The organism is Lysinibacillus sp. FSL K6-3209 (assembly GCF_037976175.1).
GTDB classification, from domain to species: domain Bacteria; phylum Bacillota; class Bacilli; order Bacillales_A; family Planococcaceae; genus Lysinibacillus; species Lysinibacillus sphaericus_D.
In genome coordinates this window covers 1,695,605-1,709,052 of the sequence record NZ_CP150264.1, presented here as the reverse complement: position 1 = coordinate 1,709,052, position 13,448 = coordinate 1,695,605, and the positions used below count along the sequence as shown (strand labels likewise).

The window sequence follows — 13,448 nt, the reverse complement described above, 5'->3', positions numbered from 1 at the left end:
TAGCACAAATACTTCCATTATTGTCCTCGTTTCTTATTGTTTTTACCCATATGATGAAGTTAAGTTTGTAAAAATATAAGGGACGTGATGTTTTGAATAAAAAAATCAATCCTGCTGACCCAACAACAATTCCCAAATTTGTAGATGTTTTACCGAAACCGATTACCGCAAAACCAAAATTCAGTAGCAGACATCCGAAGAAAGATTATTATGAGTTGCAGATGATGGAAGCGGAGCATAGTTTTCATAAAAACTTTCCAAAATCCACGATTTGGGGATATAACGGGTTTTATCCAGGACCGACCATTGAGGCTTCAAAGGATAAAACAATCTATGTCAAATATAAAAATCAATTGCCGACCAAGCATTTTTTGCCAGTCGATTTCACTCTTCATGCAGCTAATGACTCCCAAGAGGTACGAACAGTAACCCACCTTCACGGTGCCAATGTAGATTGGGAAAGCGATGGACATCCTGAAGCTTGGTATACAAGGGACTATACGTATACAGGTCCTAAATTTAATAAAGAAATACATGAATATACGAACCATCAAGCAGGTACAACTTTGTGGTATCATGATCACGCAATGGCTTTAACGCGCCTAAATGTTTACGCTGGACTTGCAGGTTTTTACCTGCTTCGAGACTCTATAGAAGAACGTTCAAACTTACCATGTGGCGATTATGAATATCCGTTATTAATTGCTGATAAATCCTTTAATGAAGATGGCTCACTATTCTATCCTGAAGGTCCTCCATTCCCAGTGCCTGTGAATCCATCCATTACACCTGGATTTGTTGGGAATACAATCGTTGTTAATGGTAAGGTATGGCCTTATTTGAATGTGGAACCTCGCAAATATCGTTTTCGTTTGTTAAACGGTTCAAATCGAAGAGGCTACGTTATAAGCCTATCCAACGAGCAGCCAATGATTCAGCTTGGCACAGATGGTGGCTTTTTAACTGCCCCAAATAAAATTTACTCGGTTGAATTATTGCCAGCTGAGCGAACAGATGTCATCATTGACTTTTCAACATGTGAAGGTCAAGAAATCACTTTAATGAACGGTGATACCGATTTTTTTGATGAGCATACTAGCGTCATTATGAAGTTTAACGTAAATTGCCCACTTCGATGTGCGGATACGAGTGAAGTGCCTGTAAGACTTGCAATGTCAATGGATTTACATCCTCATCATGCACACATCGAACGCAACTTACCGTTAAGTGCTACTACAGATGACTTCGGAAGACCTATGTTGTTATTAAATGACCGTATGTACCATGACCCTGCTACCGAAAAGCCTGCGCTTGATAGTATAGAAGTTTGGAATTTTATTAATGCTACGCCGTTTATACATCCTATTCATCTTCATTTAATCCAATTTAAAATTCTTGAACGACGACCATTTGACGTGGAACTCTATCAAAATGAAGGAAGGCTAGCATTTACTGGTCCTGCCGAAGAACCGCGTGACTACGAACGAGGTTGGAAAGATACCGTCAAAGCTGATGCAGGGAAGGTCACAAAAATTATTATGCACTGGAAAGACCATATCGGAAATTACATGTGGCATTGCCATTTCCTTGAACATGAGGATCATGATATGATGCGACCTATTCTCGTAATGAAAGATGTGCATCCCGTATCGGAGCCCCATGTTGAAATAGCGCATGTTACAGAAAGCCATAGCACCACAGCAACAACCATTTCAAATCATTCTGACACCACTACCCCATTGTTGAATAATGCTCAAAGTATTACAACAACGACTGAGCCAACACAGCACGCATCTATAATGGCTACCGTTACGAAGGAAACAGCGACTCATGTTGCAACTCATACACAAAATGTCTCACAGTTTGTACCGCAACCTATTTATCCGTCAAAAACAAGCCAAACACAACCCCATACTGCAAATAGATGGCGTAGAAGACGGTCATAGTACCCTACTCCAGCCCATATAATGCCAAATAAAAACGAGGTATTTGACATAAACTTGTCAAATACCTCAATTGGTAAAATAGATATTAACTACCTCACTCATCATTTTTCATTTTGCTCCAATTGGATGACGAGCTATGAATAAGTCTAATCGTAAAATGTTTAAAATGGGTAATATAAATTCCATTATTGTAAATAATCATCGGTTTTTCATTTCCATTTATAGTATACTAAAAATCTAGATAAGGAGGTGAACAGAGTAGATTAAGATAAAATACATATTCTTCACTACCTATCTAGCATTTGAAGAAAACAAAAAAGCGACGACAGCCATCCAAGCCAAAACGTCGCAAGTAGTCATTAGATGGAGATGAAAGCCTCCATTATACTTAGTATTTTATCGAAACCACTAATATATGCGAACGACACTCTTACGAATATTTAACATTGTTATCATCTAAGCACTAACCATTTTAATACCACGAACAACAGACTTTAATAATTTAACGACGTCAGACTATGTTTTTTTAGCGCTGTATGTCTTGATTATTATTCTTTTCATTATTAACACCATATTAGAAGTAATCAATAAACGACGTGATATTAATGAGTAATATCCCTAACGCAGATAATCCGTTATTCATAGATATGGATATAGCTGAAGCATCCGAATTATGTGGAGACTTTAGCACAGAGTAAAAAATAATACGCGTGCATTTTAACCAACAAGTCACATCAAATTTGATGTGACTTAATTGTTTGTCTTCTTTATCCATGATTAATAATTTCTTCTTTATCGAAGTGAGTAATAATAATTACTGTAAAATAATATGGATTCAACAAATAACTTTAAAAAATTATCTCACTTATCATTGCGCTCCAATTGGATGACGGGCAATAATAAGTCTAATTGCGAAAAATCTTCTCCTCGGTACCACTCGAAAATTGAGCGGGTAGGCACCCAGCTATGATGAAAAGCATATTGTAATAATTTGTGATAACCTTCTTTGATTTTTGTAGGATTTTCTTTAAATGGTAATGCTAAGCAAATACAAGCCGGCATATGTTCGATAAAATCAACACCCTTTAATCCATTTAGATTGGAATCTGCTGTCACTCCAAAACCAATTTGTACTTTTATCAAATCTTGTCCTGATAGGTAGTTTACATAATAACTTTTAATGCGTATATTGTTCTGCTTTAATTTATTCGCTCTTTTTGCAAAATGCTCTCCAAACTTCCCTGTTGTCGATTGTTCAATGAACCAAATAATTTTTTCATCTTGTTTATCGATAAGATAAATATCTTCTTGAATTGAATCACTTTCTAAAAAACGTAAACTGATATCTATTAGATCACGTTTTTCCTTAATAGAATGAATCCAATTTTTCATCATGGTTTGACGAGCTATTTCATCATTTTCCTGTAAATAATGTTGAATATCCTGTAGAGGGACATCTGCTATTCGCAAAGAGGTAATTAATTTGACTGTAGCAATTTGATGCTGCGCATATACACGATAGCCATTCTCTCTTCGTTCTACTGGCAATAATAAATTTTTCGATTCATAAAAACGTAACGTGCTTTTTGCAATTCCAGTTCTATTTGAAAATTCTTGAATCGTCATATCATTTAGCAAAGTCATCTCACTCCTTCGCTTTAACAGTAAACCTTAAAGCTACTTGAAGGTCAAGAAAATTTTCAGAATTGTTTGGGTGACTGGCACTGCCTAAAATACTGATAGATTTTTTCTAACTTTTTTTGTTGCCCTCCCTTTTTACTTTCCATATTTCCAAATTCAAAAAACTTCACCTTTTTAATTCCTACAAAATTAAACAATGCTTTTCGCATTAACACTTTATGCGCATTATTCAACCAAAAGAGCGGATAATTTGTCGGACCTTTCATTGTGGACACACAGACAACAGACTTCCCTTTTAACAGTCCTTCTGGAAACAAGCCTTTTTTATCTCTATAAGCAAAATTAGAGGCAAATAGTTGATCGATATACCCTAAAAGCATTGCGGGCGGTCTTCCCCACCAAATTGGATAGATAAAAACAATCTGATCTGCCCATGTAAGTTGTTCTCTATATTTCTCTAAGTTAGGCTCGCGATACATATCACGTCTTCGTTTATGTTCGTGAAAATGTAAAATTGGATCAAATTTTTCCTCATATAAATCTAACACTTGTAATTCGGTTATGTACGGATTTTCATTACAGCCTTTAAGGACTTGCTGTAAAAAAGCATAATTCAAACTTTGATGATTTGGATACGTATAAATGACTAACGTGTTCATAACATCCCCCATTACTTATCATTTGATAAGTAAATAATAGCGGACATTTTTTTAGTTGTCAAATGATAATTGTTTTAAGATAAGTTCTTTGATATCTTGTCAGTAAGAGGTGAGATATTTGGACAAGAATGCATTATTTAATCAATTTGTTACGTTTACCGCAGCCGTCCACCAAGTAACAAGTGACTTAACACAAAACATTAATACGGATGCTATTACGCCTGTTCAATACAAAATTTTAGAGTATTTAAAAGTAAGCCAACCTGTTACGATTACCGAAATTAGTGAATGTCATCATATGTCGTTACCCAATACAAGTCGCGAGCTCAAGAAACTTCAAGAAAAAAATTTAATTGAAAAAATAAGTGATATAGCGGATCGTCGTAAATTTTTTGTACGTCTATCAGCAGATGGTGAACAAATGATGCATGAAGCGTTTGCCCGTATCGAAGAACGCTTTCAACAGCTCATTCAACATGTTCCAGAAGAAGATTTAGAGGAAATCAAACACGCTTTGGATATTTTGCAACAGAAGGTTTTTAAACAAGAAGATAGGCTTTAATATACGTGTGACCTCAAATGCAAACTGATTTGAGGTCACTTTTTTCAAGATTTTTAATTAGTTTAGCGATATAAATTAATAACCCAATAATTGTTAGTGGTATCGAAAGTGCAACTAATGTAGCGGTAACTGCAAATATATCTCCTACAAGTATTTTTGGCATTATTAAAATTCTCCTATTTTAAATTTTTGTAATGTCAAAGAATAAAAAACTTTGACTTTGTTCTACATTAATGATTTTATCGTTGCGATTACTGGTCTTCTATATGTTTTATTTTTTATCTACATAACCTTATCACACTGACAACGATAAATAATTCTTGATTTTAATGTAGGAAGGTATGTAGCCCTTTCACATGATTTATAATTCGGTAAACTACATTTTTAACAGAGGAGGTCAGAATTCCTTTTATTTACGAAAAAGAGTACACCAAAACAAATTTTATTTTTTAAATCCCTACTCTCATTAATAATTAATAATACGAATTCCATCCCAAACCAGTTCTATTATTACCCACATAGAATGATAGACTTCTATTAAAGGAACCTATTTCAAAAATCATGTTAAATTGTGCTGATAATCGAGCTTCATCGTGCCAAGAAGTATTTACGGGTTTAAGTATTCGAAGAGATGGATTGGCATAACTACCCGTTACTGTCCAAACATTGTAGTTTCCAACCCAAGTAATTGAATCATATCCAAAACGATTTAGATAGTAGTTAACATAATAGGACATCCCATAAAAAGGGGTATTATTACTAACCTTTACTGACTTACACTCTGTTCTAACTGTTGTTGTTTGACAACGACCTCCGCTAATACTAGCAAATGGAGTTATTCTTCCTAGTAGCTTTAATTCAGTAATTTGCATTTGGGCTCTAGGGCCATCTGGAAATTCATAAGTTGTTGTAGTAGTGTCACCTTCAACGATAGTATTTGAGCTTACAGCATCCTTAAAACTCATTAAATCTGCATCAGCTAGTTCTCCTTTTTTATACTTTTCGATCAATTGGTTAGCAGTTTTTTCATCGCTTCCCATTTTTAGTTAGTTTGCTTTGATGGTCATTAATTCATGCTCAGAAAGGGCTGGTTCTTTCGTTTGATTTGCATCTAATGGCATAGCTTTTACATGATTAGTTCCAAATCCAATCCCTGAAAGACCAAGAATAACAACTGATGTTAAAAGAATTGAACGAAATTTCATAGTACAGACCTCCCTATATTTATATGTTTTATAATACTTTTATCTTATCAAAGTATAAAAATATACAAAAGTTAAAAATAAATAATAATTAAAAAATTCAAAAAACTTTCATATTATTTAAATATAGAATATCTGGTTATTAACAATGGTATGCAACTATCGGTTTAACATAATTTTTTACACCATTGGAACGGCAAAATAAGCGCACTATGTAGACTAGTTATAAATAATCCCTAATATTCGTCACCCAATGACACTTTCCTTAATAGTCTAAAGATGTATAAAGGAGGTGACTCATGTGGGAGCAGTTTTTGATAAAATTTGGCTTGAACAGCATTTGGCTTCCCTTCCCTTATGGCAACAGACGGCATTTCAAGATTTTGCTTCAATGGTTGCAAATGATGCAAATGCATTCCCTTGTATTCCTGCGCGCACAGGGTTTATTTCAAATCAACTCCGCTATAGTTTCGTTGGCGATCCCCGAGAGTTACAATCAGCTAAAGATTTGGCAAATTGCTTAAAGGAGTATGGTGACTGTGCTCGATCTGCTGGGAAATATACTTCGCACGCCATTTTCTTTGAGACGCCAAAAGATATGCTTGAAAATTATGATGTAGAAGATTACAGAGCTTTATTTTGGAGCGTGCTAAATCATGTAACTGCCTTTGACGAAAAAGAATGGCCTAGTGAAATCCCCGTAAATCCGTCTAATCATACATGGGAATTTTGTTTTAATGGGGAGCCTTATTTTGTCTTTTGCGCAACACCTGCCCATCAATTGCGTAAAAGCCGCCAGTTTTCAACTTTACTGATGGCCTTTCAGCCACGCTGGGTCTTTGAAGATATAAATGACACGACCGTGCTAGGCCAACAACTAAAAAAGTTAATACGAAAGCGTATCGAACAATATGATGCTATTCCAGAACACCCTGACTTAAAATGGTATGGGCAAAAAGATAATTTTGAATGGAAGCAATACTTTTTAAGTGATGATGAACATAGCCCTGCCCAATGTCCGTTTGTAAGAGGAAATTTATCATTCACTTTGCCACAACAACGAAAAAATTAAACGGAGCGATGGTGGCTCCGTTTTTTCATAACAAATAAAGTTGCCAGTGCAATGATGACTAGGAACAGTAAGCTTATGTAAAAACCGAGTCTGCTTGTTTTTTCACCTAACGTGCCAGAAACAGTTACCGCAATTAGCAGCATCCCAACCATATTTTTTACATGTTGCCACTTCGTTAATGTCATAAGTTTTGCATAGGTTACTAAAATAAAAAGCCAATTATAAATTAACATTAATCCCGCTGCTGTTATTAAGTATTCAAAAATCTTTTCTGGAGTTAGGAAGCCGATTGTAATGGTGATAATTAAGCCACCCATAAGGAACAGAAAGGCTGGTAACGGTACTTTCATTTTTCCTTTTTTCGCTAATAACGCTGGTGCATCATGATCTTCAGCTAAAGCCGTTAAAATAGTGACAACAGCATACAAGGATGCAACCATTGTAGAAAATCCCGCGATAATTAAAATACCGGTTATTATATCTGCAACAAATGGGATATTAAAATTTGCAAGGGCAGTAATAAACGGGCTTTCGTCTATTGTGAATGATGCCCAATATACTAATGCAAGGGCACAGACTAGTGCAATTACGTAAATCGTAGTAAGGATGACAATCATTACTTTTCCGGCTTTTGGTGCCTGCTGGGGATCTTTTAAATCGATTACGAGAAGCCCCATCACCTCTATGCCACCAAAAGCAAAAAATGCATAGAGTAAACCAAGCCAAACGCCCTTTACTCCTTCCGAAAAGAAGCCTTGAAAGTTTGCTATAATACCATCTACTTGTTTTGGCTCACTATTCATCCCCTTTATCATTAGGATAGCGGCAACTACAATAAACATTACAACAGCAGCGGCTTTCATTGCCCCAAATACATTTTGAAATTTTTCAAAGCCCTTCATGCCCGTCAGTATAATGAGCAAGCCAAGTGCACCAAAACCTGCTGCGGTGATCCATAGTGGTATGCTAGGAAACCAAAAACGCGTGAAAATACCTAATGCCATTAATTGGCTCCCCATAATTAATAGTTCAGAAATTAAATAGACCCAACCATTACTAAAACCTGCCCAATTGCCAAAAGCTTGTTTTGCATACGTACGAAATGATCCTTTGTCAGGATTGGCAACAGACATATGCACGAGCGCATCATAGACAATGTACGTACCAATGGCTGCTAAAATAAATGGAATTAAAACAGCAGGTCCACTCTTTGCAATGGCCATGCTTGTTCCGAGAAAAAAACCTGTCCCTAACGTACACCCTACACCTAACAGGGACAACTGCCACCAAGCCATTTGGCCTTTGCTTGTTTTTGACTCCATAGAAATCACCTCTATACCTATTTTCGCACCAATGGTAATGTCATACAGCGAATACCACCACCGCCTTTTTCAAGCTCTGTCACGTCAATTTCCACAATATTTTTCTTTTGTAATTTTGGATGCTTTTTAAAATGCTGTTTCGTCGCTTTTTTACTGACTAACAATGTTTCGGGATTGAGATTTAAAAAATTGATATCAGGAATGGTATTATATGTTTCTAACCAATACAACTCAAACCCATGACGATTGAAAAATTGTTCGGTCATATCAAAACGAGTCGAACTTGGTGTAATTACTTGAATAGGAAAATAACGCATAAAACTTTTCGCTATTACGACATCGTTGTTGGCAATATTACAATTCATATCCAAATGCAGTGTATCCGAGCTTCGAGGCAAATCAATAATGCCTATTTCAGAGAAACCTGCTTCAAAAATACTGTTTTTTATCTGCTCTACACCTTGCCTTGTCGTTCTTACACCTATATTAATAAGTACAGCATCACGATTTAACACCATCACATCTCCAAACTCTAATACATAGCTACTTTCCTTAGCGGGCATAAAGTGTTGCGGAAACCATTTCTGAAGTAATGTGTGTGCATGTCCATATTCAGGTCGTCTAATCGAGCTACCCGCTGCACCTGGTAATATTCGGTTACCAAATACACATGCCAGGTCACGCACAAAATAACGATTTAGAAGTTGTTCGCTAAGGTGCTGCGCATCTGCTAATAGATGTGTTGCGTAATCTATTACGTGCACGCCTGCCTGTTGTATAGTCTCTGTCAACTCCATAAAACTTTCCATTGCTTGGGTATGTGAAACAGCCGCACTCCATTGTACATTTTCTGCCATTTTTAAATCGGGTACATCCAATTTGGAAGGCGCACAAAGCATAACCGCAGAAAGCTCTCCGTGCTCCGACCAACAGCTTGGTTGAAATGACATCATGATGGTAATTCCCCCTCTTCGTCGCGATTATTGTTAGCCTTACCAGCAACTTAAAGATTATACGATGCAGCCCTACAAGAAAACACACCATAAATAACGGTGTGTCTGAAAGCGTAAAGAAACTCATAGAATGAAACTGTTTCTGGATTTCCACTACGTTAGATTTATTGTTACCTCAAAAACATTTGGCATACGAGTTGATTGGACTGGAAGGCGCAACACTCCTGCAGGAACTGAAAATCCATATTTACGGCATTGTCGCAAATATTAGTTGAAGCCGTGCCTGAGGATAGGGAGTGCTCAGAACGGAATTCAACGATATGTTATTACGTAAAATACTCTAGTTTCGCATTGGGGAAAAATTTTTTCATATAACTATAAAGATGTTCTTTTATGTCTTCCTCTTCTTCTTTTTGATAAATATATTTACCAATCCCATATTTCCCCCACTTGTATCTTCTCGCAGTTTCATCCAATTCTAATTTTGTCATCGGATAGTTTTTTTCTATTACTTTTTTCGCAGGCTTTGTAAAGCGATGTTGAATAAATTCAAAGGTAATATCATCCCTTACATCATGGGGCAATTCCGCATCTAGACGCTCAAACATATGATAATAGCCTTCCTCCCAACCTTCGTGCAGGTAAATGGGCGCGACAATAAAGCCTAGTGGATAGCCTGCTCTCGCTACTTTTCCAGCCGCTTCAATGCGCTTATCTAAAGGTGATGTGCCTGGCTCAAAGTTTTTAATCACATAGTCCGCATTCACACTAAAACGAAATCTTGTCTTGCCATTATGTTTGGCATCTAATAAATGGTCCACATAATGGAATTTCGTTACAAATCGCAGTAAACCAAACTCACTTTGTCCAAAATGCTCAATCGCTCTTTTTAATGTATGTGTTAAGTGATCAATTCCAACAATATCTGATGTACACGATGCTTCAAAGCGCGTAATTTCAGGTGCTCGTTCTGCCATATAGTTGTCTGCAGCTTCAAGTATTTCCTCAACATTGACATATGTGCGAATATAAGGTTTGCTACCCATCGTTGTTTGCAAATAACAATAATGACAATGCCCCATACATCCAGTGGCAAAAGGAATAGCATATTCTGCTGACGGTTTAGATGTATCAAATTTTAATGTTTTTCGAATACCCACGACGAGCGTTGACTTGGCAATCCGATACTTTTGCAAATCATTGTCTCCAGGAAGATTGCGCACCTGATTATGAGATGTAGTATAACGAATTTCTACGCCCATTTGTTCAAACTTCTCTTTTAGTTCTTGTCCAAGCGGATAGTCGAGCGCATCAGGTTCAAAATAAACGAGCTGAGGTGTAAATGGTTTTCGCATCCTCTACCTCCATCAATGAAAATATTGATGATACGCTTGCTCCGCATCCATCTCACTTGAAAAAATAACAAAGTCATTCGTTAACGGATAGTAAGTTTCAAAAAGAAATAACGCCAATTCATTTGGATTTTCTGGATTGTTAACAACTGCCGCTTCCTGTATATTTGCGACATCTTGAATATGTGGATTGCGGTAAAAGATATAAACAATATCCCCTGCATTATATGATTGCTGTTGCATTTCTTCATCCTCCTTTAGTCATTTCTATTAGTTTGGCTAAAGAAAGTGAAATTATGTTGTGTATTGAAATCGTATTTTCACCTAGCTATTTACTTGATGGAATTATTTCAAAATAGCAAATTCCAAGGCAGATCTTCTTATAATTAGATAAGTAATTATTTCCTTTTTCTACTCTATTCTTTTTATCAATTTCCTTTAACAAGCAGCGTTTACTTCATATCCCTAAGTACCAGTTAGTGCAAGATGTAAAACTGACCACTATTTTTTTTGCAAAATTGATACTTTTAAATAGGCCAAGCCTTTGCTAATGTTATCCTAGCATGCAGCATTGATTTACGAAGTAAGGTTTTGCGCAACTATTCTTTGATATTGAAAAAGCAAATAAGGAAGGTTTACAACTATGCAAAAATCAATAAGCTATTCACATTCACGCACTTTTGATCTCATTCTATCAGCCATGTTAATTGCACTTGTGTTTGTAGCAACACTCACATTGAATATTAAACTACCTATTAAAGCAAATGGTGGATTGGTTCATCTTGGTACAGGTATGCTCTTTATCGCATCTATTCTTTTCGGTCCTAAAAAAGGTGCCATTGCAGGTGCAATAGGCATGGGTTTATTTGACGTTGTATCTGGTTGGACATTGTGGGCACCTATTACAATCGTCGCTCGTGGCTTACAAGGCTATATCGTAGGGAAAATCGCTTGGTCGAACGGTCGCAAAGGAAACAGCATTGCCTTTAATGTTCTAGCTATGATTATTTCTGTTCCATTTATGGTAGCCGTTTATTACGTTGGGGAAGGTATTTTATATGCCAATTGGGTTGCACCATTGACTTCTATTCCTGGAGACTTAGTTCAAAATGTTTTAGGAATGATTGTGGCAATTCCGGTTTGTATTCTCTTAAGAAAAACACCGATTTTCAACAAATAAATATTCGTAGTTCTTTGAGTTGTTCTCGCTGTTAAATCAGCGAGAATTTTTTATTTGCGATACACGCCTGTTCCCTTTACAAATAAAAACACACTCGCTCGCGCGAATGTGTTTTTTCTATTTGGATAAATCTATTTTTTTATTTAATAAGTAAATGGTTACGCCACCAACAGTCATGGATAATAATTCTCCGACGCCAACCGTAAACCATGTCGCCCAAAATGGTAGATCATACAGTATCGTTAACTGGCCTGCAACAGTAAACATCGATAGTGCAAAAATCACTGCTGTGATGACCATTTTCCAACTATCCTGCTTCATATTTTTAGTTACCATTCGGCAAAGAATTAATACTAGAAATGTTGCAATTCCGCCGATAGGCACATCAAGAATCCAAGTCGGTGACATAAAATTTGCTAGTACAACACCTAGGGTTACTGCTACTACATACCGCTTATTGTACAGCGCCAAATAATTGAACATCTCCGACAAACGTAGCTGCACTGCTCCAAAGCTAATCACTGATAACAATACAGTTACAGCCACATACAAGGCTGCAACAAGTGCTACTTTTGTAAGTTCCCTTACAGAAGTACGCGATGAATCTTTTACAATAGATGTATTCAATTTACATTCTCCTTTGTAAAATAGCATGCTGCTATTTTAGTAATAACTACGACCAAAGGAAGAGAGCATGATGCCCTAACTGAAGTGCCGTAGTGTAAGCTTATTTTTGCTTACTTGCGTATTATAGCAGAAGAATGATTCATTGACCAATACTATTTCGTTATCCATCCACCGTCAATTGGTACCACAGCTCCATGTATATAATCCGCGGCATGACTCGCCAAAAAAAGCGTTAAATTCGCCACTTCGCTTGGTTGTGCCCAGCGACCAGCAGGTGTCTCGTTGGCAACCCATTTTGCCATTTCACCATCGCCTTCAAAATCAGCTTTGGTCATAGCTGTTTGAATAGCTCCTGGTGCAATAGCATTCGCACGTATCCCCTCGCGACAATAATCTAAATCTAACTGTTTCGTATAGCCCACAATGGCATGCTTGGATGCTGTATAAGCCGCACCCCCACCTCCTGCAATCAGCCCTGCAATAGATGCCATATTAACGATGATGCCCGATTTCCGTTGTAACATATGAGGTAAAATTGTATTCGTTACAAAAAAAGTACCCTTTACATTTGTATTCATAATTTTGTCCCAAAGCACCTCATCGGTATCTAGTGTTTTGGCAAAACCATCTAAAACACCTGCCGTATTTAGTAGTATATCTACACTCCTAAAGCTTGCCATTACTGCTTGAAAAGCGTGCTCTACATCACTTTTCTTGCAGACACTTCCTAGCGTATATGCAAAGCGCTCTGGGTATAGCTGGTGTAATTGCTCTAACCCCCGCTCTTCTACATCCAAACCAAAAACATGAGCACCGTTTTCTAAAAAAGCAATAGCTTGTGCTTGGCCAATACCTGACGCAGCACCTGTAATAAACACTGTTTTACCATGATATTCTTCAAACTTCATATAATCTCTCCTTTTAAAAAAGTA

General features: G+C 36.8%; 15 protein-coding genes. 4 read left to right on the top strand and 11 right to left on the bottom strand.

Going from position 1 to position 13,448, the window contains the following annotated elements; all coding sequences use genetic code 11:
* The first annotated feature begins 92 nt into the window (after positions 1 to 92).
* Positions 93 to 1,946: a multicopper oxidase gene (locus MHH88_RS08095; RefSeq protein WP_339262324.1), complete on the top strand. Its 1,854-nt coding sequence runs from the start codon at positions 93 to 95 to the stop codon at positions 1,944 to 1,946.
* Positions 1,947 to 2,807: 861 nt separating this feature from the next.
* On the opposite strand, the gene MHH88_RS08090 is transcribed toward MHH88_RS08095, so the two are convergent.
* Positions 2,808 to 3,584 carry a MerR family transcriptional regulator gene (locus tag MHH88_RS08090; protein ID WP_339262322.1) on the bottom strand — a complete coding sequence of 259 codons (777 nt, stop codon included), beginning with the start codon at positions 3,582 to 3,584 and terminating at the stop codon, positions 2,808 to 2,810.
* 62 nt (positions 3,585 to 3,646) lie between these two features.
* Positions 3,647 to 4,246 (bottom strand): NAD(P)H-dependent oxidoreductase, encoded by a 600-nt coding sequence (locus MHH88_RS08085; protein WP_339262320.1) that lies wholly within the window; start codon positions 4,244 to 4,246, stop codon positions 3,647 to 3,649.
* A 118-nt stretch (positions 4,247 to 4,364) separates the two neighbouring features.
* Here MHH88_RS08085 and MHH88_RS08080 point away from each other — a divergent pair, with 118 nt between their 5' ends.
* On the top strand, positions 4,365 to 4,808 hold the full coding sequence (locus tag MHH88_RS08080; RefSeq protein ID WP_025219146.1) for a MarR family transcriptional regulator: 444 nt from the start codon (positions 4,365 to 4,367) through the stop codon (positions 4,806 to 4,808).
* 13 nt (positions 4,809 to 4,821) lie between these two features.
* Here MHH88_RS08080 and MHH88_RS08075 read toward each other — a convergent pair whose 3' ends face one another.
* The 3 genes from MHH88_RS08075 to MHH88_RS08065 all read right to left on the bottom strand — a co-directional run bounded on the left by MHH88_RS08075 (position 4,822) and on the right by MHH88_RS08065 (position 6,013).
* A complete protein-coding gene (locus MHH88_RS08075; protein ID WP_339262317.1) occupies positions 4,822 to 4,971 on the bottom strand; it encodes a hypothetical protein in 150 nt (49 codons plus the stop codon).
* A 310-nt stretch (positions 4,972 to 5,281) separates the two neighbouring features.
* Positions 5,282 to 5,848, bottom strand: a complete 567-nt coding sequence (locus tag MHH88_RS08070) for a hypothetical protein (protein WP_339262315.1) — start codon at positions 5,846 to 5,848, stop codon at positions 5,282 to 5,284.
* 6 nt (positions 5,849 to 5,854) lie between these two features.
* Positions 5,855 to 6,013 (bottom strand): hypothetical protein, encoded by a 159-nt coding sequence (locus MHH88_RS08065; protein WP_339262313.1) that lies wholly within the window; start codon positions 6,011 to 6,013, stop codon positions 5,855 to 5,857.
* Between the two features lie 298 nt (positions 6,014 to 6,311).
* Here MHH88_RS08065 and MHH88_RS08060 point away from each other — a divergent pair, with 298 nt between their 5' ends.
* Entirely contained in the window at positions 6,312 to 7,082 is a 771-nt protein-coding gene (locus MHH88_RS08060) for a YqcI/YcgG family protein (RefSeq protein WP_339262311.1), read from the top strand.
* On the opposite strand, the gene MHH88_RS08055 is transcribed toward MHH88_RS08060, so the two are convergent.
* The 4 genes from MHH88_RS08055 to MHH88_RS08040 all read right to left on the bottom strand — a co-directional run bounded on the left by MHH88_RS08055 (position 7,079) and on the right by MHH88_RS08040 (position 10,952).
* A complete protein-coding gene (locus MHH88_RS08055; RefSeq protein WP_339262309.1) occupies positions 7,079 to 8,404 on the bottom strand; it encodes an amino acid permease in 1,326 nt (441 codons plus the stop codon). The genes MHH88_RS08060 and MHH88_RS08055 overlap by 4 nt on opposite strands.
* 17 nt (positions 8,405 to 8,421) lie before the next feature.
* Positions 8,422 to 9,357, bottom strand: a complete 936-nt coding sequence (locus tag MHH88_RS08050) for an arginine deiminase family protein (protein WP_339262307.1) — start codon at positions 9,355 to 9,357, stop codon at positions 8,422 to 8,424.
* 326 nt (positions 9,358 to 9,683) lie between these two features.
* Positions 9,684 to 10,712 (bottom strand): spore photoproduct lyase, encoded by a 1,029-nt coding sequence (splB, locus tag MHH88_RS08045; RefSeq protein ID WP_069511612.1) that lies wholly within the window; start codon positions 10,710 to 10,712, stop codon positions 9,684 to 9,686.
* Positions 10,713 to 10,724: 12 nt separating this feature from the next.
* Positions 10,725 to 10,952: a transcriptional regulator SplA domain-containing protein gene (locus tag MHH88_RS08040; protein ID WP_069511614.1), complete on the bottom strand. Its 228-nt coding sequence runs from the start codon at positions 10,950 to 10,952 to the stop codon at positions 10,725 to 10,727.
* Positions 10,953 to 11,352: 400 nt separating this feature from the next.
* On the opposite strand from MHH88_RS08040, the gene MHH88_RS08035 reads away from it, so the two are divergent.
* On the top strand, positions 11,353 to 11,889 hold the full coding sequence (locus tag MHH88_RS08035; RefSeq protein WP_069511616.1) for an ECF transporter S component: 537 nt from the start codon (positions 11,353 to 11,355) through the stop codon (positions 11,887 to 11,889).
* A 117-nt stretch (positions 11,890 to 12,006) separates the two neighbouring features.
* Here the strand turns inward: MHH88_RS08035 and MHH88_RS08030 are convergent, their stop codons facing one another.
* Both MHH88_RS08030 and MHH88_RS08025 read right to left on the bottom strand, forming a co-directional pair.
* Positions 12,007 to 12,516, bottom strand: coding sequence for a QueT transporter family protein (locus tag MHH88_RS08030; protein WP_339262305.1), 510 nt, complete (start codon positions 12,514 to 12,516; stop codon positions 12,007 to 12,009).
* A 152-nt stretch (positions 12,517 to 12,668) separates the two neighbouring features.
* On the bottom strand, positions 12,669 to 13,424 hold the full coding sequence (locus MHH88_RS08025; RefSeq protein ID WP_339262304.1) for a 3-oxoacyl-ACP reductase: 756 nt from the start codon (positions 13,422 to 13,424) through the stop codon (positions 12,669 to 12,671).
* Between the last annotated feature and the right edge of the window lie 24 nt (positions 13,425 to 13,448).

Coding starts and splice junctions, on each gene's coding strand:
- MHH88_RS08065 (WP_339262313.1), bottom strand. CDS start 6,013: ATGAAATTTCGTTCAATTCTTTTAACATCAGTTGTTATTCTTGGTCTT.
- MHH88_RS08055 (WP_339262309.1), bottom strand. CDS start 8,404: ATGGAGTCAAAAACAAGCAAAGGCCAAATGGCTTGGTGGCAGTTGTCC.
- MHH88_RS08025 (WP_339262304.1), bottom strand. CDS start 13,424: ATGAAGTTTGAAGAATATCATGGTAAAACAGTGTTTATTACAGGTGCT.
- MHH88_RS08050 (WP_339262307.1), bottom strand. CDS start 9,357: ATGATGTCATTTCAACCAAGCTGTTGGTCGGAGCACGGAGAGCTTTCT.
- MHH88_RS08035 (WP_069511616.1), top strand. CDS start 11,353: ATGCAAAAATCAATAAGCTATTCACATTCACGCACTTTTGATCTCATT.
- MHH88_RS08085 (WP_339262320.1), bottom strand. CDS start 4,246: ATGAACACGTTAGTCATTTATACGTATCCAAATCATCAAAGTTTGAAT.
- MHH88_RS08040 (WP_069511614.1), bottom strand. CDS start 10,952: ATGCAACAGCAATCATATAATGCAGGGGATATTGTTTATATCTTTTAC.
- MHH88_RS08070 (WP_339262315.1), bottom strand. CDS start 5,848: ATGGGAAGCGATGAAAAAACTGCTAACCAATTGATCGAAAAGTATAAA.
- MHH88_RS08075 (WP_339262317.1), bottom strand. CDS start 4,971: ATGCCAAAAATACTTGTAGGAGATATATTTGCAGTTACCGCTACATTA.
- splB (WP_069511612.1), bottom strand. CDS start 10,712: ATGCGAAAACCATTTACACCTCAGCTCGTTTATTTTGAACCTGATGCG.